A 24,079-nucleotide genomic window follows, 5' to 3' on the forward strand; every position below is an offset into this window, starting at 1 on the left:
AATTGGCAAGAGGCTATAAGCGCCTGTACCCATCAAGTAACAGTGTTTGTTCCTCATACCTAATACATTTATGACTTTTATTAAGTAACTTTGCAGGGCAATGGGTACATTATTGGACAACGGAATTAAACCGTATAATCATTACGGCGCTTATTTAAAGCAAAAATATAACGGACAGAAAGTATTTAAAGTGATTGTCGATGGCAATTTCACCTGTCCAAATAGAGATGGTAGCAAAGGTTATGGTGGCTGTACTTACTGTAATGTAGATTCTTTTACGCCCGATACTGCGAGAAAAATTCCTTCTATACGTGAACAGGTAGAGTCCGGAATTGAACGTGCGCGTAAAAGCTATGGCGCAGAGAAATTTATTATTTATTTTCAACCGAATACCAATACGTATGCGCCAACGCATTTGCTGAAGATGATGTACGACGAAGCCTTAAGCATTGATCCGGAAAATACGCTCGGTCTTTCCGTAGGTACACGCCCGGACTGTCTGGACTTCGAAAAAATTGCGTTATTAGAATCTTATACGGATCGTTATGATGTAGATCTGGAAATGGGCATGGAGTCAATTTATAATGATACCTTAGATAAGATCAATAGAGGCTGTTCTCACGATGAGTTCGTTAAGACGATGGATATGCTAAAGGATACCCCTTTAGAGCTCTGTGTGCATACGATTTTTGGCTTTCCTTGGGAGACGGAGGAAATGATGTTAAAATATGCTGATGAGATAAATCGGTTCCCACAAATTAAGTTTGTGAAATTGCATCATCTGCATATCGTGGAAGGTTCTATTATGGGGGTGAAATATAAACGCGAGCCTTTTGATCTATTTTCTATGGAGGGTTATACGGACTTTTTGTCCAAATTTATACCACGATTACGCCCTGATTTGATTATTCAACGTATTTTTGGTATCGCAGATAAGGAATTGTTGATAGCACCAAATTGGGGATTTCCCAAGTCGGGGATCCAAACTTATATCGATAAAGGTCTGGAAGCAAGAAAAGTGGTGCAGGGTAGCCTCTTTTAATTCCATTAGCAGGCTTCTGTTGCAAAGAGATACGCTGTGCAGACAATTCGATAAGAAAAATGTAATTGATGATTAACCATAAAATAAATACGGCTTCCTCAGGAAGCCGTATTTATTTTATACCATTACTGTAAGCCAAATTATCCTTCGACAATGGTCTTTAGATCTGCTGGAGAATAATTAATGGATTTGAGTGTTTTATTATCAGCTGTTCTAAAGACTAAAAATTTCCCGTCAACTTCTTTATAGTATGATTCTACTCCTTTAAGTTTGTAATGCTCTTGCGTAGCGACAGCCTCAGCCTCATCCTTACATGCCTTACTCATATTAGAGCGTTGTACTTCATCAAAAAGCGCCGAAAATTTATCTTTTAAACCAAATTCAAGAACAGCTCCAGCAAGGACGTACTGAATGTCACATAAAGCGTCTGCAATTTCCACAAGATCTTTATCTTGGATAGCTTCTTCTAGCTCTTTTAATTCCTCTGCTATCAAAGAAACCCGTAGGGCACATCTTTGTTCAGAAGGAATCGTTGGTGTATCCAGGATCGGATGTTGGAATGTTTTATGGAATTCCGCTACGGATGAAAGTGTTTTTGGATCAGTCATATTTTTTTATTTTTTATACTCTTCTTATCAGGAGCAAATATAAAAAATAAAGGACGGTTAACTGAATGACCGTCCTTTATTTTATTTATCAAATGAGATTTGATTACATCAAATGTTTTAGTTGAACAATTTCTTTTTCTTCTAAATATCTCCAACGTCCACGAGGTAAGTCCTTTTTCGTCAAGTTCGCATAGACTACACGATCTAACTTCACAACTTCATAACCAAGGGACTCAAAAATACGACGTACAATGCGATTTTTACCAGAGTGGATCTGAATACCAATCTCTCTTTTAGAGCCTCCTTGTACGTAGCTTAAATCATCGGGTTTGATGATACCATCTTCCAACTCAATACCAAAATTAATTTTATTAAAATCTCCTTGAGTAAGGCTCTTGTTGAGTTCTATGTTGTAAATTTTGCTGATGCTATTCCGCGGATGGGAAAGTTTCTCCGCGAGGTTGCCGTCGTTTGTCATCAAAAGTAATCCTGTTGTATTTCTGTCAAGACGTCCGACAGGATAGATGCGTTCTTTGGTTGCTTTGGATACAAGTTCCATTACCGTATGACGTTCCTGAGGATCATCCGTAGTCGTAATGTAGTCTTTTGGTTTATTGAGTAAAACATAAACCATTTTCTCACGTTTTAAACGCTCGTTGTTGTAACGGATTTCGTCTGTAGCTGGATCAACTTTGGTACCTAATTCAGTAACAGCCTCACCATTTACCCATATTACCCCTGCAGCGATTAATTCGTCTGCTTTACGTCTTGAGCAAATACCTGCATTGGCAATATAACGGTTTAAACGTATTAAGCCATCATCTTCTGCTGACGTTTCGGCTTTCTTCTTAGGACGTTTGGTGTATTGTTTATCGTCAAAACTCTTGTTCTCATCAAAGTTTCTGCTTCTATCTCCATCGAATTTTCTATTAGATGGTTTATCAAAGCTTCTACTGCGATTGTTTGAGGAACGGTCATCCTTATCGAAACGCTTGAATGAATCTCTTTTATCAAAAGAGCCTTCTTTTCTGTCAAAAGATCTTGATGAATCATTTCTGTCAGAGCGTTTGAAACTATCTCTTTTATCAAATGAACCTTCTTTTCTGTCGAAAGATCTTGATGAATCATTTCTGTCAGAGCGTTTGAAGCTATCTCTTTTATCAAAAGAACCTTCTTTTCTGTCGAAAGATCTTGATGAATCATTTCTGTCAGAGCGTTTGAAACTATCTCTTTTATCAAAAGAACCTTCTTTTCTATCAAACGATCTCGATGAATCGCTTCTGTCGGAACGTTTGAAGCTGTCTCTTTTATCAAAGGATCCTTCTTTTCTGTCAAACGATCTCGATGAATCATTTTTGTCAAATGAACGACCAGTTTTGTTAAAAGGTTTATCTGAATTATCTTTTGAACGGAAGGAATTGCTTTCTCCTCTAAAGGAAGATTTATCTGCGTATTTATTAGATCCAAATGATCTGTTTTCGCGGTTATCATCTTTTCTGAAAGAACCTCTTTCAGATTGATCCTTTGAACCAAAGGATGATTTTTTACCGAAACTATTATTTTTGTCGCCTCGAGATTTGAAGCTATCTGAGTTGCCTCGTGACTTTCTGGAGTTGTCATCACGACTGTTCCTTTTATTGCTGAATGGCATTGTGTTTTGCTAAAATGTGAACTGCAAAGTTAGGTATAATTTTGGGTTTTGCGAAAAAATCCTTATCTTTTTATCTTTTCTTGCATTTGCACAATTTGAACTTGAAAAAATACCCTTTAAAACAGCTCTAACGTAACTATTTGTTTTTTAAATAAATACTGTTTATCTTTGTCCCCTCGAATTTGAACCAAGCTATTTTTTGATCGATTTGACTCGTGGATAGGATAGCATTAAGGGAGTGAATGATAAGAAAAAAAGTATTATGTAGTAGTTTGATTTTGTTTGCTTTATTGCTGTCAAAATTATACTCAACCCCACACAACAACACTTCTGGCAGCGATAAGATCGTAGCAGCGAAGTTAGTCGAAATTCCAAGTCATCATGGAGGCGACGAAGAGAAAAAAGAAAAAAGCAATTCTTTTGAATCTTACCTGAGTTCATTGACATTTGCTGAAGATTCATTGCCGATGGATCGTCCATTAGTGGAAAGCAAATTGCGCAAGTTCTTCAGTAGATTTTCATTTAAAAAAACAGGATCGTATGATATGCATAAAAAGGCAGAAACCTATTTGCCTAAGATCGCTAAGATCCTGAAATCACATGGTATTCCCGAAGATTTTAAGTACATTCCACTGGTTGAAAGTGGCCTAAGCAAGGCTGTCGTTTCATCAAAAGGGGCGGGAGGTTATTGGCAATTTATGCCGGCAACGGCTCGCTTGTATGGCCTGCGGGTCAATGGTGCTGTGGATGAACGGAAAGATCTCGTGAAATCCACACATGCTGCCGCACGTTACTTAAAATATCTTTACGCTCAATTTGGTAATTGGACTTTGGTGGCAGCGGCATATAATGTCGGTGACGGTAGTTTAAAAGGTTCGATGCGAAGGCAAAAAAAGGATGATTACTTTGCTTTGAAATTGAACAATGAGACCGGATCTTATGTGTATAAATTGGTTTCCATGAAGGAAATTATCGAACATCCACAGAAACACGGTTATTCTCGTTATGCGGACAAAGAAACTGAAGCGCTGGATAGAGAACCTAATATGTTCTAGACAACGAACAAACAAGCAGTAATAAAAAAAGGATTTCCCATTGGAAAATCCTTTTTTTATTACTGCGTCTTATCCGAATCTTCAATTGATCCATTCACTGTTAGCTTTATCGCAGATCGACTATATCAAACCCTGTATAGTTACTTTTATTAAAAGTAAAAAAGCTGGATGCTATAGCCTTGTTTCCCTCCTGTGAATTCAAGGAGTATGTATAACGATTGCCACTCTTATCAAAAATAGTTGTATCGTAGATCAAATTATTCGCTTTATTGATCCGTAATTTGATCTTAGAATAGTTTTTTTTACTATCAATAGGCTTCAGTTCCACAACACTCAAACTCATACCTTTTGCTTTCTCTGTATTAGCTAAAGCATAGTTAAAGCCCGAGGTATAGAATGTGAAAATATTGGTTGGGTTGATCTCATTGGTTGAGTTGCTCGCCTCCGATATCTCCACTTCTTTCTCTGCCTTCATGATATTCCATTGTGTTCTGGAATCTGAGATTAGAATCTGATTTTTAGTATTGACGTGGTATTTGTTATTTGCCTTGTCTAGATATAAAGTGCCTGCATCACTATGTGAACTCCCGTTTGCTTGTCTGATGTCTAAAGTGAAGCCAGCCTGGATGGTCTTATATCCATTATATTTTTGGCTTACTTTGTTAAGCAACGCTTTTGCGGCGTTATTTTGTGCATAGCTGTATTGACTTATTGTAAGTAGCAAAAAGCTGAGCACTAATCCGATTTGTTTTTTCATGTTAATTGTTTCTTAGCGTCTCCAAATATTGTTCTAATGAATATTCATCTGGATAAAGAACTTCGCGTGCTTTACTCCCTTCAAATGGGCCGACAATTCCGGCGGCTTCCAATTGATCGATGATTCGTCCAGCTCTATTATAACCCAGTTTCAATTTACGTTGGATTAAAGATGTAGAACCTTGTTGATGCATAACAATCAAACGAGCAGCGTCTTCAAACAATTGATCGCGATCTTTTGGATCAAAATCTACGCTACCTGAACCCTCTCCGTTTTCGTCTACATATTCTGGCAGCATAAATGCCGATGGATAACCACGCTGTGCTCCGATATAATCGGAAATCTGTTCAACTTCTGGTGTATCGACAAATGCACACTGAATACGTATCAAATCACTTCCGGTTGCCAGAAGCATATCCCCACGACCAATTAACTGATCTGCTCCGCCGGTATCTAAGATAGTTCGCGAGTCTACTTTTGATAACACACGGAAAGCAAGACGTGCTGGGAAGTTGGCTTTGATTGTACCTGTAATGATATTGACTGAAGGACGTTGGGTCGCAATGACCAAGTGAATTCCTACGGCACGGGCCAACTGAGCCAGTCGCGCAATAGGGGTTTCAACTTCTTTTCCAGCAGTCATCATCAAATCGGCAAACTCATCAACAATAAGAACGATATATGGTAAGAATCGGTGACCCTCCTCAGGGTTTAATCTACGATTGATAAATTTTGCATTATATTCCTTTAAATTACGAACCTGTGCATTTTTTAACAGGTCATAACGCTGATCCATCTCGATACAAAGTGAATTTAAGGTGTTGATAACCTTTTTTGTATCAGTAATGATCGCTTCCTCCTCATCGGGTAGTTTGGCCAAGAAATGACGTTCAACTTTTTTGAATAGGGAAAGTTCAACTTTTTTGGGATCGACAAGTACAAATTTGAGCTCCGCAGGATGTTTTTTATACAATAATGACGTCAAAATAGCATTGATACCAACGGATTTACCCTGACCTGTGGCACCCGCAACCAAAAGGTGGGGCATCTTTGCTAAATCGGCAATATAGACTTCATTAGAAATTGTCTTTCCCAATGCAATTGGTAGATCCATATCTGTTTTTTGGAACTTTTCGGTAGCCAAAACAGATCGCATAGATACCATTTCTGGGCTAGAATTCGGTACTTCAATACCGATGGTTCCTTTTCCAGGCATCGGCGCAATAATCCGAATGCCAAGTGCTGCAAGACTTAAGGCAATGTCATCCTCTAGATTTTTGATCTTCGAAATCCGTACACCCGGCTTGGGTATAATCTCATATAGGGTAACCGTAGGGCCGATTGTTGCTTTTATGCTTTCAATCTCAATGCTATAGTTTCTAAGTGTATCAACAATTTTGTTTTTGTTTGCTTCAAGTTCATGCTGATTGATGGTAATTTTACCACTTCCATAATCTCGTAATAGGTCGAGCGTGGGGTGTTGATAGCCCGATAGGTCCAATTTAGGGTCATATTGACCAAATTGAGCAACAAGATCGCTCGCAGTAATTTCTTTTTCTTCTTTGATGTCTTCGACAACCAAACCAGGTACTACGGCAACGTCAACAGGGAGCTCAGGCTCGGGTTGAGGGATAATGGTTATAGCTGGACTGTAGTTTTCCTGAATACTTTGGCTATTTCGTTCTTCCGTATCTTCTTCCTCTGGCTGATCAATGGTGAAACTAATGGAAGGCGTACGCTCTGTACGTTCCAATGGACTGTCATCGAAGGTAAGAATCACTTTGTCTTTCGGATCTATATGCACCTCGGGGATCGGATGATGTGTAAAAGCAGGTCGCTCAAGCTCTTCTTGTAAATCTGTCGGCCGGCTGGATTGGAACCTTTCGTTTATTGAGGTTGGTCGTTGGAAAGATTCTCTAACCGATTGAATGGAATCATCCTCGACATGGACTTTGGTTCTCAAATTATTAGTCGTGTAAGCATCCTCATCGTTTTCTTCTTCCATATCTTCGGATAAGGATTTGGATTTTCTATTGCTAAATAACACAAATTTAAAATCTAAATTATACAGCAATATCAATGTCGTCAGATAAGCAAAGGCTAAAATACAACCAACACCAACAATCCCAACCTGTGCTTCTAGTAATTTATTGGTCCAAAACCCGAATTTACCCTCCAACATGTGGGGCGTGTCTGCCATAAACCCATGTAAGAATCCCAATGTCACTGAAATAAAAACAATCGCCACAAACGAATATACGATAGTCCGATAGAGCGGAAGCAATGATTTTTTGAATAATAGGCGATAACCCAGAATGAATAATACTGGAATAAAGAGAAATGAGGCCACACCAAACCATTCATACATAAACTGGTTAGCAAGTAAGGCCCCGAATTTACCTAATTTGTTGTCGACAACCGGGAGTTCGACAGCGTCATCATGAATTTCTTCGGAAGAACTAAAAAGGGTCCCCCAACCGCCATTTGTGCTGGCGACATAACTTTGATCATCCTCCCATGTGAAAAGATAGGAAACAAAAGCAGTGGCAAATGCCAACGAAAGTACAATCAACAAAATCCCTAGAATCTTGACAGTCTTCTGCTGAGCATCAGAGTAATCTCTAGGGACGCTGGGTTTTTGACTTTTTTCCTTTTTAAATGTTGCCGATTCTTTTAATGGGGCACGCTTGCCGGAAACTGAATTTCCTGCCTGCCTAAATGTATTTCCTTTATTTGACATTGAAAAGCTCACAATTATACTACTTACAAACTTAGTTATTTTGATAGTATTTTGAAGATCATGAAGACTATTATTTTAAGTTTGTATTTTTTTCGTAAACGAATAATTTCAGATAGGCTATTAAATGACAATAGCGAGATATATCAAGCAAATACTATGCCCTGCGAAAAGATTCGCTGTAAAGGTTTGACCAAACTGGAAAGGATGATATGATTTCGGCTGACTTTTACCGTTAAAGTAAATTATGTAGTTTTACTGATCAAATTAAGGCGTTATGAATAAGTTTCAAATACGGAAAGCAGAACAAGGAGACAAAGGTAGGATCTGGGAAATTATACAACAGGCGATAACCCTACGAAAAGAACAGGGCAGTAGACAATGGCAAGATGGTTATCCAAATGAAGATGTTGTAAAGTCTGATCTCGATAAGGGCTATGGATATGTCGTGGAGTTTGACAACAAAATAATTGGTTACGTAGCCATTATTTTTGATATTGAACCAGCTTACAATGATATTGATGGTAAATGGCTTAGCGATGGGGAATATGTGGGTGTTCATCGTTTGGCCTCTGCGCAGGATCCCCATATAAAAGGTGTCGGTACGGCCATTATGAAAGGGGTTGAGGAAATAGCCATTAATAATGGTATATATAGTATTAAAGTAGATACGAATTTTGATAATGGGGGGATGTTACATGTATTTAATAAGTTAGGGTATCAGTATTGCGGAGAAGTGCATTTTCGTGGAGCCTCGCGCCGCGCCTTTGAAAAACTTTTAAAATAGAGCTTTTTGAAGCTCTAGAAGGATGTGTAACGACTATTAACAAAACAAAAAAATCCTTCTGACACTATCAGGAGGATTTTTTTGTTGATCAGCGCTACCGTTTGTTATGCAATAATCAAGTAGTAGTTTTTCTTGCCTCTTTGTGCAATAATATATCTATCGTTAACGAGGTTACTTTCAGTAATGACTTGTTCAATATCGATTGCTTTTTCACGGTTAATAGATACACCGCCCCCCTGGAGCATTTTACGTGCTTCGCCTTTTGAAGGGAAAACCTGTGTATTGACAGCTAAAAGATCAAGGATATTGATTCCTGCTTTTAGATCTTCTCTTGTTATCTGAAATTGAGGAATACCTTCAAACACGTCCAATACGGCTTCGTGATCTAAGTTGTCTAAAAATTCCAATGTGCCATTGCCAAAAAGAAACTCTGAGGTTTTAATCGCGGTTTCATAAGCTTCTTCGGAGTGTGTGCGAATCGTAATATCTTTCGCTAATGCTTTTTGGACAAGGCGTAAATGTGGTGCAGCATCATGTTCTGCGATGATCGTCTCGATTTCCGCCTGTGGTTTAAGCGTAAAGATCTTAATCCAGCTTTTCGCATCGTCATCGGAGGTGTTTAACCAGAATTGGTAATATTTATAAGGCGAAGTTTTCTTAGGATCTAGCCATACAGCTCCAGATTCTGTTTTTCCGAATTTTTGACCATCTGCTTTTTTAATCAATTGCGTCGTAATGGCGTAAGCTGTTCCCTGATCCTGACGACGGATCATTTCACTTCCTGTGACAATATTACCCCATTGATCAGATCCGCCCATTTGTATTTTACAATTGTGGTGTTTCCACAGGTAATAAAAGTCATAACCTTGAATCAATTGATAGGTGAATTCCGTAAAGGATAGACCATTGTCTCCTTCTAAACGTTTTTTTACAGAATCCTTTGCCATCATATAGTTGACGGTGATCATTTTACCGATATCACGAATGAAGTCCAAAAAAGTAAAATCTTTGAACCAGTCGTAATTATTAACCATTTTGGCATCATTTTCACCTTCTCCAAATTCAAGAAATTTGCCTAACTGTTTTTTCAGACACGCAACATTATGTTGTAAGGTTGCTTCATCAAGTAAGTTACGCTCTGCAGATTTGAAAGAAGGGTCCCCAATCATTCCGGTTGCACCACCAACCAATGCAACTGGTTTATGCCCGGCATTTTGGAAGTGGATCAATGTCATGATCTGAGTTAAGTGTCCTACGTGTAGAGAGTCTCCTGTGGGATCAAAGCCAATATAGCCAGCGACTTTTTCTTTATTCAGTAAGTCTTCAGTTCCAGGCATAATATCTTGCAACATGCCTCTCCAACGTAATTCTTCTACAAAGCTCATTGTTAAATGGATTTAATTTTTTAATTTACAAGATGCAAAGATAGGAGATTAAGCGTATATTGAGCGAATAATTCCATATAAAAGCACACGCTAATAAGCTAATATGAATTTTTTGTCACATTTTTATTTTGAGCGGTTTGCAACCAATCCCGAGCGAATTGTCGGCGGGCTGTTGCCTGATCTATTAAAAAATGCAGATAAAACTTTTGTGCTCAAACCCAAGCAATATGAAAATGAGCTGCTGGACAATCCCTTGCTGGAACAGCTTTATATCGGCTGGAACCGTCACATCGAGGTCGATCGTCTTTTTCATAATTCAACTTACTTTTTTCAGCACACTCATCAGTTAAAGTTGCAGATACAGTCAAGTTTGGAGGGATTACCTATTCGGCCTTCCTTTATGGCACATATTGCTTTGGAACTCTTATTGGATCATATTCTGACACAGCAAAGGGCTGTTTCTATTGATAAATTGTATGCTGCAATGTCTCAAGTGAACGAAGATGCTTTGCGAAAATTTTTGAAAATAAATCAATTAAGCGATATTCCTAAATTCGACAAATTTTACCATCAATTCATTGAGTGGAAATACCTCTATGATTACGCGCATATTGAGAAGATTGCAGGTGCGCTTTTCAATATCTGTAAACGGTTGTGGCAATTTGAAATTCAGGAGAATCAGCGCCAATTATTGACGGAACAATTGGTTTCCTATTTACATCATCATATGGGGGATTATCAGGAAATTTACCAATATATTCATTACGAATTAGTCGACTTTAAATAGTCCATCGAAAAATACCAATAGTATAAGACCTTGAAAATATTTATTTTCGCATAATTTTACGCATAAAACTATTTTTACATGTCACATAGACTTTTTCGAAAGAAAAGTGTTGATCAGATCCTACTGGATACCCAAAAAGAGGGTGGAACTGGCCTCGCGAAGGTTTTGGGAGTAACCGATCTGGTTTCATTGGGCATAGCCGCTATTGTGGGCGCTGGAATTTTTAGCACCATCGGGTTAGCGAGTTATGAAGGTGGACCCGCTGTTTCTTTGCTATTTATTTTTACCGCTTTTGCCTGCGTGTTTACGGCTCTTGCTTATGCACAGTTTGCGAGCACTGTGCCTGTCTCTGGGTCCGCTTATACATATGCCTATGTGGCTTTTGGTGAACTGTTCGCCTGGATTATAGGATGGGCTTTGGTATTGGAATATGCGGTTTCAAACACGGTTATTGCCATTTCCTGGTCACAGTATTTTGTTTCTATGCTGGAAGGGTTTGGTTTACATATACCGGCCTGGCTTTCCATGGCTCCGGGTTACGCCTTTGATGCAGTAGATAAAATGAATCAGCATGGCGTAGCAAGCCTTACCGCTATTGATCAGCAAGGACTTGCAGCTTTTAACAGTGCGCCGCGAATTGGTGGAATGCCTGTTATATTTGATTTGCCAGCAGGGGTAATTACATTTTTGGTCACATGGCTTGTTTATATAGGCATCAAGGAATCTCAAAAGGCGAGCATGATCATGGTGATGATCAAAGTGGGAATAATCCTGGCGGTTATTTTTGGAGGGATATTTTATGTAAAGCCTGAAAACTGGACTCCTTTTGCACCGAATGGCTTAGAGGGTGTACTTGGGAGCGTTGCTGCTGTATTTTTTGCTTTTATCGGATTTGATTCGATCTCCACAACGGCGGAGGAATGTAAAAACCCACAGCGAGACCTGCCCAAAGCAATGATTTACTGTTTGTTGATTTGTACCGTATTGTATGTTGCTATTACCATTGTGTTGACTGGAATGGTCAACTATACTGAACTTAACGTAAAAGATCCACTAGCTTTTGTATTTAAGTATGTAGGATTTGACCATATGGCCGGAATTATATCCGTAACATCTGTCATTGCCATTACAAGTGCTCTTTTGGTCTATCAGTTGGCTCAACCAAGGATTTGGATGACAATGAGTAGGGACGGATTGTTATGGAAGAAATTTGCGACAATTCACCCGAAATATAAAACGCCTTCTTTTGCTACAATTGTAACGGGGCTCGTAGTAGCTATTCCTTCGTTATTCTTCAAGATGGACTTTTTTGTTGACCTGACAAGTGTAGGAACATTCTTTGCATTTATATTAGTCTGTGCAGGTGTGCTCTATATGGATTATTCTGGATTATCGGCGAAATCTAAGTTTAAAGTTCCCTACATCAATGGTAAATATCTAGTAGCCGCAGGACTAATCATCGCGATTGCTTGTGTCGCTATTTATGGACAGGATACCTTGGACGGGTGGAAAAGACTTTCCCTTCTGGAAATTGTGGAACATAAAATGTTAGTAATCATATTTTGGTTAACATGGTTAGGTTTGAGTATTTATAGCTTTAAAATGAATTTCTCTCTCCTGCCTGTTATCGGGATATTGATTAATCTATATCTAATGACTGAACTCGGTGCTAGTAATTGGATTATTTTTGTAATTTGGTTGGTAATCGGTCTAGGGGTATATTTTATGTATGGCTATAAACACTCCAAACTAAATAGATCAACATCTGCTTAAAATTGGAATTATAATGTTTTAAATAACAAAGGAGCTATTATTCGATAGCTCCTTTGTTATTTAAAATCTCCACAAAAGGATTCGGCTTACTTTGTTGCCTTGTTCCATCCGGATAACTTCAGATTCTTTTACATTGATTTTCTTTAGTTTATGCTGCAGAAAGCGAACATCTTCACGGTGAGCAACTAATGAGGAAAACCACTTCACCTGATCTCTATAGAACTGACTTTCAAAGATCATACGTGTCAAGAAGGCTTTCTCTCCACCGTCGCACCAAAGCTCACTGCCTTGCCCTGAAAACGTTTGGACAATAGTAGCCTCATCTATTTTGGCATCTTTTATACCAGTAGTTTTACGTACAGATTGCTGTAATGCTTCGGTTTGCGAGCTGAAGAATGGTGGATTGCAAATGACCATGTCAAATTTTTCATCAGGAAGGATGATGTCTTTGAAAATTGCTTTTGGATTGTTTTGTAACCGTATTTGGATGTTCTTTTTTAAGCTCATATTGGTACGGGTAATCTCAATAGCGTTTTTATAAGCTCTTTTTATAACCTCGGAACCAACAAAACTCCAGCCATATTCTTGGTGACCAATAATGGGATAGATACAACTGGCTCCCACACCGATATCTAGCACCCGTACCTTACCTCCTTTTGGAATTTCACCGTTATTATCTCTGGCAAGCACATCAGCAACATAATGAATATAATCTGCTCTACCCGGAATAGGCGGACAGAGATTTTCCTTTGGAATATCCCAATGTTGGATGTGGTAGTATTTTTTTAGAAGTGCTTGATTTAATATTTTAACAGCTTCCGGATTGTTGAAATCAATTGTTTTAAGCTTATAAGCATTTACCGTAACAAAATCTTTTAAGGAAGGTTCGATTTTACTAAGTTCGTCAAAATTGTAATTATCGAGATGTCTATTTCGAGGGTGTAATTTCTTTGTTGGATTAGCGTCTGCCATGATATAATATTTGCAACAAAAGTAATGCAATTATACTGAATAAAAAAGGTGATGCATTTGCATCACCTTTAAAGAACTAATCTTTTCGTATGAGGTGAACCTCCGACGTTTGCGGGAAGTTCAATGGAACTCGTTCAATGGTGACAAAACTGGAATCTAAACCGAATCCTTTTTCTTCGGATAAACTCATTTTTTTCAAGTATCCATAAATGTCCATAATCACTTTTTCGATCCAGGACATTTGATTGGTTTTAGATAATACCTTCTCCAGTACGACAAATTTGAAATCTCCTGGAATATTGTGTTTACGCAGGGTGTCGTATTGGCTTGTAATATCAATTTCGCCTTTTTTAACCATATCTTCAACGACTTTTCGGAAAAGTAGACTGATGCGCTGTTCTTCTCTAAATCCTAATTTAAAGTCAATACGAATCAGTTTTCCTGGGATAAGCTGATCAATGGAGTATTCTCTTGTATGTGGGTGATCCATCACATCGACGTGGACCAACCAATAGACGTCCGCACGTTTAGGCTTTTTATTGATGATGGAATAAATAATTTTAGCTTCAATTTCAGATTTGAAATTAGCGCTAGTAAGGTATACCAAATGTGAAGCAAAAGGTGGTACGGATTTGTCTTCACTTAACTCTGATATGATCGGATAGTATTTATTGATATTGATAAAATTAACAAAACGATTTTTAATCTTACGCGCGGTATACCAACAGTACATTGTGCCAAACAAAGCAATTGCCAATAATAGCGTTAACCAGCCTCCATGCGCAATTTTTACACCATTACCAACCAAGAAGGTTAATTCTATCACAAAATAAGCGACCAAGAAAATGCCAATGAGCACACGATTTACTTTTTTCATGGCAAGAAAATAGCCCATTAAAACTGTTGTCATCAATACCGTTAGATTTATGGCAAGGCCATAAGCAGCATCCATTTTGCTAGATTCTTCAAACACCCAGATAACGATCATACATCCAATCCAGAGAATTAGGTTGATTGATGGCACATATAATTGACCTTTATGTTCGCTTGGGTAGCGAATAGCAACCTTGGGCCATATATTTAAACGTACAGCTTCTGAAATCAGCGTGTAGGATCCGGATATCATCGCCTGACTGGCAATTACGGCGGCAATGGTCGCAATAGCAATACCGTAGCCGATAAACCAATCTGGCATAATGGAGTAAAATGGGTTTTCCCCCCCTAAGACCCGGCCTTCTTGTGTCAGCAACCATGCTCCCTGACCAAAATAGTTCAATATCAATGTAATTTTGACGTAGATCCAACTGATACGAATATTTGCTTTACCGCAGTGCCCCATATCGGAATACAATGCTTCGGCACCTGTTGTACAAAGGAATACTGCACCAATCAGGAGTAGCGAGTGGGGATAGGTTATTAAAATATGAAAAGCATAATAGGGATTGATTGCTTTCATTACTTCCGGTGCCAAATGGATATGGGATAGGCCAAGGACGCCAATAATGGAGAACCATATTGTCATCAATGGACCGAATACTTTTCCTACAACAGAAGTTCCAAACCGTTGAATAATAAAAAGTAACGAAATAATTGTTACGACAATCGGCACTGTTGGCAGGCCTGGGAATTTGATGTCCAAGCCCTCTATCGCAGAAGATATTGTGATGGCTGGTGTAATCATCCCATCTGCTAACAATGTCGCTGCACCTATCATCGCTGGAAAAATTAACCATGGTGCTCGCTTGCGAACTAAAGAGTAAAGTGAAAGAATTCCACCTTCACCTTTATTGTCAGCGCGTAGCGTGATCCAGACATATTTGATGGTTGTTTGAAGTGTCAGTGTCCAAAAGACGCAGGAGAGGCCGCCCAAAACCAGGTCTTTTTGAATGGCGCCCTGTCCCATGATTGCTTTGAAGACATATAACGGCGAGGTCCCGATATCTCCAAATACGATTCCTAAACTGATCAATAATCCAGCAAAACTTACCTTATTGATACTGTTGTGATGACTGTTATCTGTCATTTAATTATTATTTTATTTCAAAATATATTGCAAAAATATACTTTTTGCCTGTACTTTAAGCATGTACATTTTCTGCGCCAAATTTTAGCATTTCATTTGACATGCGCAATAGCTGTTAAAATTTGTTAAAAGAATCTTTAGATCATGCATTTCACTAAAAAACTTTTAAACAAAATAGTAACTTTGTTGTTGATAATTCAAATAGTTAGCGTTATATTTGATTAAACCGTAACCAATATTTGAAGTCTAATTTAACACTATGAGGAGAAATCTACTTAAAGCAACTTATTTAACACTTATTACCGCACTCACCTTGTGTAGCGGGGTAGCTCGAGTGTATGCGATGTCTCCTAATGACTATACTTATTCGCAAGCTTCTTGGGATAGTAGAGATGTGTTTGGTGATAATACCGCTAAGGATTCGGAGAAACTGATTAATAACGTTAAAGTATTCTATAATCCCATTGCTGAGCAGGTCAATCTTTCATTTAAATTGGCAAAGTCATCTAGTGTATCTATTAAAGTCATGGATGCGTTAGGAAATGAAATTTTACAATTGATGAATGGGAATCTTGATGCCGGTATTCAAAACCTTTCTTTTGAACATGGCGGAAAATTAACAACTGGATTTTATTTTGCACGGGTAGTTGCAGGATCTGAGACTGTCGTTAAAAGATTTTCTGTGCGCTAATTCTATTCAAAAAGACTCGATTGATAAAATCGACATAATAATAAAATAAGGAAGGGGATCATTTGATCCCCTTCCTTATTTTATTTATTCCTGTAGCTCATCAATCCAAAGCCCATCATCTTTAATGATCTTGATCAGTTCGTCCAATGCCTGCGCGGAGCTTACGTTCTTCTTGACGACTTCTTGTCCCCTATATAAGGTTACTTTATCTGGGCCTGCGCCCACATATCCATAATCTGCGTCAGCCATCTCACCAGGGCCATTCACGATACAGCCCATAATACCAATTTTTAAGCCTTTAAGGTGATTGGTACGACTTCGGATCATTTGAGTGGTTTCTTGGAGATCAAACAATGTTCTTCCACAGCTTGGACAAGAGATGTATTCTGTTTTCGATATCCTTGAACGGGTTGCCTGTAATATGCCGAAGGAAAGTGATGCAATGTTTTCTAATGGTGTGGCCGGAGAATCAATCCAGATACCCGAACCTAAACCATCAATTAATAAAGCACCCATATCCGTGGAGGTGTACAACTGTATTTTTGAAATTGGTTCTTCTGGATTCATAAATTCGCCAATAGGCCCGGAAAAATCATCTTTTGGGTATGACCTTTTGATAATGACGGGGTTATCAATACCGATTTCCTGCAAATTTCGAAAAAATTGCCGTTGATCGGCCATTCCGTGTAGATGATCAGTTTCTAATATAAATACAACGGTCTTGTCTAAAGGTAATGATTCAAAGAGTAGACTTGTTAAATCCGTATTACGAATTTTTACCATATTCAAAACGTGGTCCTTATTGTCCGTTTGGACAAACTCTTCTAATGTATAGAGCGGATGGATATTTGTTTTGTCTTTTAGTTTGGACCAAGTCGCAAAATTATATACCTGTTTTAAATTCGCTGGCATATTAAATGATGGCAAATGATCTCCCAGATAAACAAAATCTACGGATTGTTCTCCCATATGATATTTGTCCAACAATACATCATAACGATAACCAACTTTTGTAAGTACTTGGGCATCTTTCAGATTTTCATTTGTTATATCTACGACAATTCTCGGTACCAGTGAGCCACCTATGAAAGTATTGACCTCTTGACTCTGATAAGGCGCAGTTGGCTGATCTGCTGCGAGCTGTACGATTTCTTGTTTTGGATGAGTGGCCAAAGCAGCTTTTCGCTTACTATAGCGATTGACCAATGCAATCGCTACCGGGGCCTCGCGTTCTGGCTCTTCGGTCAGGGAGACCCTTACGGTATCTCCAAGTCCATCTTCCAGAAGTGTGCCAATCCCCACTGCAGATTTTACACGGCCGTCTTCTCCATCACCAGCCTCTGTAACGCCAAGATGCAGGGGATAGTTCATATTTTCAGAAACCATCTTTTCAACCAGCAAGCGGTAAGCTCGGACCATCACTTGCGGGTTAGAGGATTTCATTGAAATGCAAAGGTTGTGGAAATTAAGATCTTCACACATCCGGATAAATTCCATCGCGGATTCGACCATTCCTTCGGGGGTATCCCCATAATGGCTCATGATCCGATCCGAGAGAGAGCCATGGTTTGTACCAATACGCATGGCAGTGCCGTACTCTTTGCAAATTTTTACTAACGGTGCAAACTTTGTGTAGATACGTTCTAGCTCCAATTTATATTGCTCCGCAGTATAGGATAACTGATCAAACTTCTTCTTATCGGCGTAATTACCCGGGTTGACCCGGACTTTCTCGACAATGCGGGCCGCCACTTCAGCAGCATTAGGCGTAAAGTGGATATCCGCCACCAGGGGCACATGATAACCTCTTTTCCGAAGTTCACTTTTTATATTTGCTAGATTTTGAGCTTCTTTAATACTTGGGGCGGTGATACGAACATATTCACAGCCTGCTTCTACCATTCGAATGGTTTGTTCGACAGAACCTAACGTATCCATCGTATCTACAGTCGTCATACTTTGAATACGGATTGGATTGTTTCCACCCATAGGGACATCACCAATCTGAATTTCCCTCGTTTTCCATCTCGAATAATCTACCTTGGAATTACAATAGATTCCGGGTAAACTCAACATATTACTTGTGTTCATATATGACACAAAGTTAGCTTTTATTGACTAAAAATTCGTTGTCAATTAATATCTTCTAATTTTTATGGATGTAATCCCACCATTAATATCGAAATCAAACTTTTGTGCTGCAGCGTCGTAATTAGTGGATTTGACTAAGCCCTCAGTTTTTAAGAAATCACCCTCATAATCTGTGGACGATAATGCATTATCACTTGTGATACGGCATGCTGCATTTTTAGGAATTGCGATTTCGATGGAGGAGGCCCCGGCGTCCAGAGCGATCTTGGTCGTCGCTAAAGGTTGACCAAGTTTGAGTTTTAAACTTGTCGCTCCGGCGTCAACATCCAATAGCTCAATCTTATAAGCTGAAAGGTCCAAATTGGCATCAATTGCCCCGATATCAAAGTTCAGCTTCCATACAATATTTGGATTGAGTGCGATATGCGTATTGTTGTTTTTACTGTTAAAATCTTTATCTTTAAATTTACCTTTTAAGTTAATATTGATCTTATCTGTAGATTCCCCACGCGTAGTCATACCTAGAAGATAATCATCAGAGGTATTGTAAGCGGTAAATATTGCAGAAGTTGTCGCGCTATCGTTCTTTAAAGACGTTGCTCCGAGATCGATGTCTAGCGATGCCCGTTGGATTTTATCGTCCAAAGGAACCTGTAGTTTTTGTGTTGTATACGCGGTCTTATCGTTTGGATCGTCCATATCTATATGTACGCCCTTATTTTTTAACAATTGCGTTAATAGTGGCTCTTTGGGAGTAGACAAACCAATATAAGTAAGAAATCCTAAGATGACTACGGTAGCACCGATAGCAATAAACTGCCCTATTTGTTGATCTTTAGGTACCAACATACGTATTCCTGCAAGGACAATGAATAATGGCCAATATCGGAAAATTCCAACCCAATTGAAAGAAATGCTGTTAAGCTGGGATAATAATAAGACAATTCCTATAAAGAGAATTGTAATTCCAGTTGTTATACGTTGTGTATTCATGACTAATTCCGTTTGTTATGTACCCCAAAAGTAAATCGCTTTGCTAGACACAGTATGAAAGATTAGGCTATTATACATAAAAATTCGGTAAATGTGACGAAATGGTCGGTAAGTAATTTTAATTTTCTCCTACTTTTTAGGTTTTCGCTTGTTTATATATTTGGCGGAATTAATTACCTTTAGTGGATACGTGGGCCAAACATAAAGTTTGGTGCTTGTAATACATAGAATTTAAATTGATAATATGATTTTTCATCACATTGGTGCTTATCTTATACTGCTCAAGTCAGTCTTTAAAAGACCAGAGAAAGGGCGTATCTATTGGAAGGAGACCATACTGACCATGACCGATATTGGAATAGGATCTTTGGGACTTATTGTGATCATTTCAACTTTTATTGGAGCGGTAATGACGATGCAGATCGCTTTTCAGATGGTTTCTGATCTTATTCCCAATTCGATTATTGGTTCTATTAATAGGGATTCAAATATTTTAGAGTTAGGGCCTACGATTTCGGGATTGGTATTGATGGGGAAAATTGGCTCGTCGATTTCTTCCCAAATTGGTTCAATGCGCGTGACCGAGCAGATTGATGCCTTGGAGATTATGGGCATCAATGCTCCAGGATATCTCATCCTGCCTAAAATATTAGCCGGAGTGACTATGATTCCTATGTTGGTTATTATCGCGATCGTATGTGCATTAGTGGGGGGGCTATTGGGGGGCTCATTATCTGGGGCTGTAACACCTGCAGATTATATTTTAGGTATTCAAGATAATTTTAATGGCTTTACCGTCACCGTAGCGCTCGTAAAAGCTGTTGTGTTCGGTTTTATCATTACGTCAGTATCGGCGTATAAGGGATATAAAGTGAAAGGTGGGGCGCTCGAGGTAGGGCAAGCGAGTACCGAAGCCGTCGTGGTGGGCTGTATTACCATCCTAGCAGCGGATTACGTAATTACAGCATTAATGCTTTAAAAAAATCCTATGATTCAAATTGAAAATATAAACAAATCTTTTGGTGATAACCATGTTTTGAAGGGAATTAGCGCTAATTTTGAACCCGGGAAAGTGAGTTTAATTATTGGTGGCTCCGGTTCGGGGAAAAGTACCTTATTAAAATGTATTGTTGGATTACACCATCCAGAAAAGGGAAAGGTATTGTTTGATCAAACGGATTTCACCCGGATGAATTTTGAAGAGCGCGTACCAATCCGTAAAGAAATCGGTATGCTTTTTCAAAATTCAGCCTTGTTCGATTCAATGACGGTAGAGCAGAATATCATGTTCTCCTTGGATATGTTTACTGATATGTCCAAATCGGAGAAATTAGATCGTGCGAACCATTGTTTGGAGCAGGTTAACCTAGAAGGACGAAATAAGTTATATCCTGCAGAGTTATCTGGGGGAATGAAAAAACGGGTTGGCATTGCGCGTGCAATCAGTATGAATCCAAAATATCTTTTCTGTGATGAACCCAATTCGGGTCTAGATCCCGAAACTTCTATTGTAATTGATGAATTGGTATTTAAAATTACCCAAGAATTAAAGTGCACAACGGTCGTTGTTACCCATGATATGAATTCTGTTATGGGAATCGGTGAGTATATTTTGTTTTTATATCAGGGACAGAAATTTTGGGAGGGATCCAATAAGGATATGATGCGATCAGATGTTGAGGAATTAAATAATTTTGTATTCGCGAGCCCGTTGATGAAAAGTGCCAAAGCCTCTATGGGGCAATAAAAGATTAATTGATACACCTTATTTAAATCTGGATTAGACTGTTGATGTCTTGGGACGTCGTGAAGCTATTTGATTATATGTTTTTTCCCTTTTTTAATGTGTGGGATTCTATTTCTACGGAGGATGAGTGTACGCTAAATTTCAATATAAAAGAAATTTAGCGTAGTTTTGTCGGAAAATTTTGATTTTGGCAACAACGAATATACAACTATTGACCCCACAACACTGGAAAGACTATGAGCTCATTGACTGTGGTGATTTTGAAAAATTAGAACGCTTTGGCGATCTAATATTAATTAGACCAGAACCACAAGCTGTATGGCCCAAAGCTTTAAGCGATGCAGAATGGAACAAACGATATCATATTAAATTTAAGGGGCGCTCAGCTACTTCCGGAGAATGGTTGAAAAAAAATCCGAAAATCCAGGACCGTTGGCATATCCAATATAAAAACGACGATGTCGCAATCAAATTTAGATTAGGGCTTACCTCGTTTAAGCATGTTGGGATATTTCCTGAACAAGCTGTCAATTGGGATTATATCTCGGAATCTGTCCGTTCGTTTAAGACAGAGAAACCCAAAGTCTTAAACCTTTTTGCTTATACGGGTGGGGCTTCATTAATAGCCAAGGCCGCTGGAGCAGATACGACACATGTCGATTCGATAAAACAAGTGGTTACCTGGGCCAATGAAAATATGGAGATTTCCAATCTGGATAATATTCGTTGGGTGGTTGAAGACGCATTGAAATTTGTAAAACGTGAGCTGAAACGTGGAAATACGTATAATGGTATTATTTTGGATCCACCAGCATACGGACATGGACCAAAAGGAGAAAAGTGGAAGCTCGAAGACCATATTATGGAAATGATGACTGAGGTTGTTCAATTGTTGGATCCCAAAGAACATTTCTTGATCTTAAATACGTATTCATTGGGTTTCTCTTCGGTCATTGTTGAGAATTTAATCAAAACAGCCTTTCCAAAGGTAGAAAATTTAGAAATTGGAGAGCTTTTTCTGCAGGCTACCGCGGGACCAAAACTGCCATTGGGTGTTTTCGGGAAATTCCGTAAAACTGCGCAATAATTCTTACCGTTGAAATTGCGCTTAAAGTTATTAATGTAAACGCGGGACATCAAATGGATGCCCCGCGTTTATTTTTTGCGGCCAATAACAGCTTCATATAGAAATGTTATTTAAACGTATGGTCGCCATTTCCAGCTGAAAGGGCATCGTTTGCGCGATACTTTTAGGTAGGGATAAGGGCTGTTGTTGTAGTTTCCAATAGTAATCTATTCCTGCCTCTAATTGAGCCTTGAATTTGGTCACATATTTTATTTTTTTATCATTGAACTGACCTTTATTGTCCGTGATATATTTTTGGATATAATCAATGTAGAGATTTAATTCATTGATCAGCACAAAGGGTCTATCAGCGTGCGTTAAGATAGATAACCGGCCGTAAATATGATCAACCATCTGTTTTAAGGAATATTGTTTTCTGAACCAGAACAGATTTGGGCCGGGGCAAATAGAAACAGCCGTCTGCTCTTTATTTTGTTGAATGTTGTATTTGAGGTAAGCCGGAGCAGCGAGTCCTTCACAGAGACAGGTCTTTTCGGTGATGCTATCGAATGCCTTGTTATACTCTTCAGCTGGCAATATTTGTTGTTGTAACTCTTGGATTTTTTGATGCTGGTAAGCACGCGAAGCTGTACAAATCGGTTTCTCTCCAAACTCTTTGTTGGCAATGAGGTATTTCTTTTTGCATGGACTTCCTGGCCTTCCTTTTTGGATGCGTTCTAATCGTAGCTTTTCAGCACTACTTGGTCTAAAATTATTAAATGGTACGCCTAAAGGCGATGCTCCACTACAATAGAAATCTGTTTTTGTAGCGTTTTCCAAAGCTGTTAATGTTTCCTTGTCAACAGTAGTAGCTTCCGGAACCATTAGAAATGGCGAACCCCAGCCTACGGCATCAAATTCATAGTAATCCAATAGAAATTGATGTTCCGTAGCAGTACCTACTCCGCCCTGTACGGTATATCTGATCTGGGGCGAAATGGTTAGCTGTATTTTTTGCGTTGCCCAATAGTCCTGATAAATGGTAAAGAGTTCTCTTTGTAATTGCTCTTTTTTCTCTTTAAATTCTTCTAGGATGGGCCCCAATAGAAAACCATCGGTTGCGAAAGCATGCCCACCACAATTCAATCCAGACTCTACACGGAATTCAGATACCCAAACGCCTCTTTTTGCGAGGTATTTAGCCTGGATAAGGGACGATCTAAAATCACTGACTTTTAAAACGACTTTCTTATCAAAAGTGCTGTCGCCTTTTGGGAAAAATACAGGTATTTCAGCAAGATAGGCGTATAAATGTGGGTTCATTCCCGCGGAGAGAATGACGGATGAATGTAGCGTTGAATTGGCGAATCCGCGTAGCGCAGCCAGTGCATCAGCGTATTTTTGGTCTAAGGCGACCCCATTTTTGAAATTTAGTTTATCGACCTTGGACATGATATTAACATCGATCTCACCGGGCTTTACATAGGTGGTCAATAAATCCTGAAGCTGCTTTTTGATTAGGGGGTTGGTTTCAATTTGCATGGCATGATAGATCGGCCTGGCCGGATGAGACTCCGGTAATAACTCAAAATATCCGGTCAATTCAGAATCTTCGGTAAACGATTGCTGCTTTAGCTTTTCTACCTGGCCGTCCACCAAGGTTTTGACGAGATTGAGATAAGCTGTGATTCGGTTAGCCCTATAATCTTGTTCGTTACTGTGAACCGGATGATAGGTTATTTGGTTTAATTTGCAGTAATACGCCCGGATGCGCTCGATGAGCTCATCGTCTACAATAGACATGACCGTTGAGATCCCATAACGGGCAACCTTGATTGCCGAGTCGATTGAAAAGGCAAGTCCTAATACAGGGATATGAAAAGTGTGCGTCATTCTTAAATAATTCTTTTACGA

General features: G+C 38.9%; 19 protein-coding genes. 9 read left to right on the top strand and 10 right to left on the bottom strand.

What is annotated here, in order from left to right; translation table 11 throughout:
- Nucleotides 1-100: 100 nt before the first annotated feature.
- Entirely contained in the window at nucleotides 101-1,042 is a 942-nt protein-coding gene (mnmL, locus tag HPC41_RS23175; RefSeq protein WP_172396481.1) for a tRNA modification radical SAM protein MnmL/YtqA, read from the top strand.
- A gap of 140 nt (nucleotides 1,043-1,182) precedes the next feature.
- Here the strand turns inward: mnmL and HPC41_RS23180 are convergent, their stop codons facing one another.
- Both HPC41_RS23180 and HPC41_RS23185 read right to left on the bottom strand, forming a co-directional pair.
- Nucleotides 1,183-1,650 (bottom strand): nucleoside triphosphate pyrophosphohydrolase family protein, encoded by a 468-nt coding sequence (locus tag HPC41_RS23180; protein ID WP_172396482.1) that lies wholly within the window; start codon nucleotides 1,648-1,650, stop codon nucleotides 1,183-1,185.
- Nucleotides 1,651-1,753: 103 nt separating this feature from the next.
- Nucleotides 1,754-3,301, bottom strand: coding sequence for a pseudouridine synthase (locus HPC41_RS23185; RefSeq protein ID WP_172396483.1), 1,548 nt, complete (start codon nucleotides 3,299-3,301; stop codon nucleotides 1,754-1,756).
- A gap of 242 nt (nucleotides 3,302-3,543) precedes the next feature.
- Here HPC41_RS23185 and HPC41_RS23190 point away from each other — a divergent pair, with 242 nt between their 5' ends.
- Nucleotides 3,544-4,356, top strand: a complete 813-nt coding sequence (locus HPC41_RS23190) for a lytic transglycosylase domain-containing protein (protein ID WP_172396484.1) — start codon at nucleotides 3,544-3,546, stop codon at nucleotides 4,354-4,356.
- Between the two features lie 106 nt (nucleotides 4,357-4,462).
- On the opposite strand, the gene lolA1 is transcribed toward HPC41_RS23190, so the two are convergent.
- On the bottom strand, nucleotides 4,463-5,113 hold the full coding sequence (gene lolA1 / locus HPC41_RS23195; RefSeq protein WP_172396485.1) for an outer membrane lipoprotein periplasmic chaperone LolA1: 651 nt from the start codon (nucleotides 5,111-5,113) through the stop codon (nucleotides 4,463-4,465).
- Nucleotide 5,114: 1 nt separating this feature from the next.
- Nucleotides 5,115-7,853 (bottom strand): FtsK/SpoIIIE family DNA translocase, encoded by a 2,739-nt coding sequence (locus tag HPC41_RS23200; RefSeq protein ID WP_172396486.1) that lies wholly within the window; start codon nucleotides 7,851-7,853, stop codon nucleotides 5,115-5,117.
- A 274-nt stretch (nucleotides 7,854-8,127) separates the two neighbouring features.
- Here HPC41_RS23200 and HPC41_RS23205 point away from each other — a divergent pair, with 274 nt between their 5' ends.
- Nucleotides 8,128-8,637 carry a GNAT family N-acetyltransferase gene (locus HPC41_RS23205; RefSeq protein ID WP_172396487.1) on the top strand — a complete coding sequence of 170 codons (510 nt, stop codon included), beginning with the start codon at nucleotides 8,128-8,130 and terminating at the stop codon, nucleotides 8,635-8,637.
- Nucleotides 8,638-8,741: 104 nt separating this feature from the next.
- On the opposite strand, the gene tyrS is transcribed toward HPC41_RS23205, so the two are convergent.
- The gene (gene tyrS, locus HPC41_RS23210; RefSeq protein ID WP_172396488.1) at nucleotides 8,742-10,022 is read right to left on the bottom strand and encodes a tyrosine--tRNA ligase; all 1,281 of its coding nucleotides are present in this window, start codon (nucleotides 10,020-10,022) and stop codon (nucleotides 8,742-8,744) included.
- 103 nt (nucleotides 10,023-10,125) lie between these two features.
- Here tyrS and HPC41_RS23215 point away from each other — a divergent pair, with 103 nt between their 5' ends.
- Nucleotides 10,126-10,809, top strand: coding sequence for an ACP phosphodiesterase (locus tag HPC41_RS23215; RefSeq protein ID WP_172396489.1), 684 nt, complete (start codon nucleotides 10,126-10,128; stop codon nucleotides 10,807-10,809).
- Between the two features lie 78 nt (nucleotides 10,810-10,887).
- Entirely contained in the window at nucleotides 10,888-12,582 is a 1,695-nt protein-coding gene (locus HPC41_RS23220; protein ID WP_172396490.1) for an amino acid permease, read from the top strand.
- A gap of 60 nt (nucleotides 12,583-12,642) precedes the next feature.
- Here the strand turns inward: HPC41_RS23220 and rlmF are convergent, their stop codons facing one another.
- On the bottom strand, nucleotides 12,643-13,554 hold the full coding sequence (rlmF, locus tag HPC41_RS23225) for a 23S rRNA (adenine(1618)-N(6))-methyltransferase RlmF (protein WP_172396491.1): 912 nt from the start codon (nucleotides 13,552-13,554) through the stop codon (nucleotides 12,643-12,645).
- Between the two features lie 76 nt (nucleotides 13,555-13,630).
- On the bottom strand, nucleotides 13,631-15,577 hold the full coding sequence (locus tag HPC41_RS23230) for a KUP/HAK/KT family potassium transporter (protein WP_172396492.1): 1,947 nt from the start codon (nucleotides 15,575-15,577) through the stop codon (nucleotides 13,631-13,633).
- A 259-nt stretch (nucleotides 15,578-15,836) separates the two neighbouring features.
- Between HPC41_RS23230 and HPC41_RS23235 the strand changes: the two genes are divergently transcribed.
- Entirely contained in the window at nucleotides 15,837-16,268 is a 432-nt protein-coding gene (locus HPC41_RS23235; RefSeq protein WP_172396493.1) for a T9SS type A sorting domain-containing protein, read from the top strand.
- An 84-nt stretch (nucleotides 16,269-16,352) separates the two neighbouring features.
- Here HPC41_RS23235 and ispG read toward each other — a convergent pair whose 3' ends face one another.
- Both ispG and HPC41_RS23245 read right to left on the bottom strand, forming a co-directional pair.
- Complete coding sequence (gene ispG / locus HPC41_RS23240) at nucleotides 16,353-18,359, bottom strand: (E)-4-hydroxy-3-methylbut-2-enyl-diphosphate synthase (protein ID WP_172396494.1); 2,007 nt, start codon at nucleotides 18,357-18,359, stop codon at nucleotides 16,353-16,355.
- 45 nt (nucleotides 18,360-18,404) lie between these two features.
- A complete protein-coding gene (locus HPC41_RS23245) occupies nucleotides 18,405-19,352 on the bottom strand; it encodes a LiaI-LiaF-like domain-containing protein (RefSeq protein WP_172396495.1) in 948 nt (315 codons plus the stop codon).
- A gap of 244 nt (nucleotides 19,353-19,596) precedes the next feature.
- Between HPC41_RS23245 and HPC41_RS23250 the strand changes: the two genes are divergently transcribed.
- The 3 genes from HPC41_RS23250 to HPC41_RS23260 all read left to right on the top strand — a co-directional run bounded on the left by HPC41_RS23250 (nucleotide 19,597) and on the right by HPC41_RS23260 (nucleotide 22,186).
- A complete protein-coding gene (locus HPC41_RS23250) occupies nucleotides 19,597-20,331 on the top strand; it encodes an MlaE family ABC transporter permease (protein ID WP_172396496.1) in 735 nt (244 codons plus the stop codon).
- Between the two features lie 9 nt (nucleotides 20,332-20,340).
- On the top strand, nucleotides 20,341-21,099 hold the full coding sequence (locus HPC41_RS23255) for an ABC transporter ATP-binding protein (RefSeq protein ID WP_172396497.1): 759 nt from the start codon (nucleotides 20,341-20,343) through the stop codon (nucleotides 21,097-21,099).
- Between the two features lie 181 nt (nucleotides 21,100-21,280).
- Nucleotides 21,281-22,186, top strand: a complete 906-nt coding sequence (locus HPC41_RS23260; protein WP_172396498.1) for a class I SAM-dependent methyltransferase — start codon at nucleotides 21,281-21,283, stop codon at nucleotides 22,184-22,186.
- Between the two features lie 93 nt (nucleotides 22,187-22,279).
- Here the strand turns inward: HPC41_RS23260 and HPC41_RS23265 are convergent, their stop codons facing one another.
- Nucleotides 22,280-24,058, bottom strand: coding sequence for a hypothetical protein (locus HPC41_RS23265; RefSeq protein WP_172396499.1), 1,779 nt, complete (start codon nucleotides 24,056-24,058; stop codon nucleotides 22,280-22,282).
- Nucleotides 24,059-24,079: the final 21 nt, after the last annotated feature.

The organism is Sphingobacterium prati (genome assembly GCF_013167215.1).
Classification (GTDB): Bacteria; Bacteroidota; Bacteroidia; order Sphingobacteriales; family Sphingobacteriaceae; genus Sphingobacterium; species Sphingobacterium prati.

Coding starts and splice junctions, on each gene's coding strand:
- HPC41_RS23245 (WP_172396495.1), bottom strand. CDS start 19,352: ATGAATACACAACGTATAACAACTGGAATTACAATTCTCTTTATAGGA.
- rlmF (WP_172396491.1), bottom strand. CDS start 13,554: ATGGCAGACGCTAATCCAACAAAGAAATTACACCCTCGAAATAGACAT.
- mnmL (WP_172396481.1), top strand. CDS start 101: ATGGGTACATTATTGGACAACGGAATTAAACCGTATAATCATTACGGC.
- ispG (WP_172396494.1), bottom strand. CDS start 18,359: ATGAACACAAGTAATATGTTGAGTTTACCCGGAATCTATTGTAATTCC.
- lolA1 (WP_172396485.1), bottom strand. CDS start 5,113: ATGAAAAAACAAATCGGATTAGTGCTCAGCTTTTTGCTACTTACAATA.
- HPC41_RS23180 (WP_172396482.1), bottom strand. CDS start 1,650: ATGACTGATCCAAAAACACTTTCATCCGTAGCGGAATTCCATAAAACA.
- HPC41_RS23205 (WP_172396487.1), top strand. CDS start 8,128: ATGAATAAGTTTCAAATACGGAAAGCAGAACAAGGAGACAAAGGTAGG.
- HPC41_RS23190 (WP_172396484.1), top strand. CDS start 3,544: ATGATAAGAAAAAAAGTATTATGTAGTAGTTTGATTTTGTTTGCTTTA.
- tyrS (WP_172396488.1), bottom strand. CDS start 10,022: ATGAGCTTTGTAGAAGAATTACGTTGGAGAGGCATGTTGCAAGATATT.
- HPC41_RS23215 (WP_172396489.1), top strand. CDS start 10,126: ATGAATTTTTTGTCACATTTTTATTTTGAGCGGTTTGCAACCAATCCC.
- HPC41_RS23235 (WP_172396493.1), top strand. CDS start 15,837: ATGAGGAGAAATCTACTTAAAGCAACTTATTTAACACTTATTACCGCA.
- HPC41_RS23255 (WP_172396497.1), top strand. CDS start 20,341: ATGATTCAAATTGAAAATATAAACAAATCTTTTGGTGATAACCATGTT.
- HPC41_RS23230 (WP_172396492.1), bottom strand. CDS start 15,577: ATGACAGATAACAGTCATCACAACAGTATCAATAAGGTAAGTTTTGCT.
- HPC41_RS23220 (WP_172396490.1), top strand. CDS start 10,888: ATGTCACATAGACTTTTTCGAAAGAAAAGTGTTGATCAGATCCTACTG.
- HPC41_RS23265 (WP_172396499.1), bottom strand. CDS start 24,058: ATGACGCACACTTTTCATATCCCTGTATTAGGACTTGCCTTTTCAATC.
- HPC41_RS23250 (WP_172396496.1), top strand. CDS start 19,597: ATGATTTTTCATCACATTGGTGCTTATCTTATACTGCTCAAGTCAGTC.
- HPC41_RS23185 (WP_172396483.1), bottom strand. CDS start 3,301: ATGCCATTCAGCAATAAAAGGAACAGTCGTGATGACAACTCCAGAAAG.
- HPC41_RS23200 (WP_172396486.1), bottom strand. CDS start 7,853: ATGTCAAATAAAGGAAATACATTTAGGCAGGCAGGAAATTCAGTTTCC.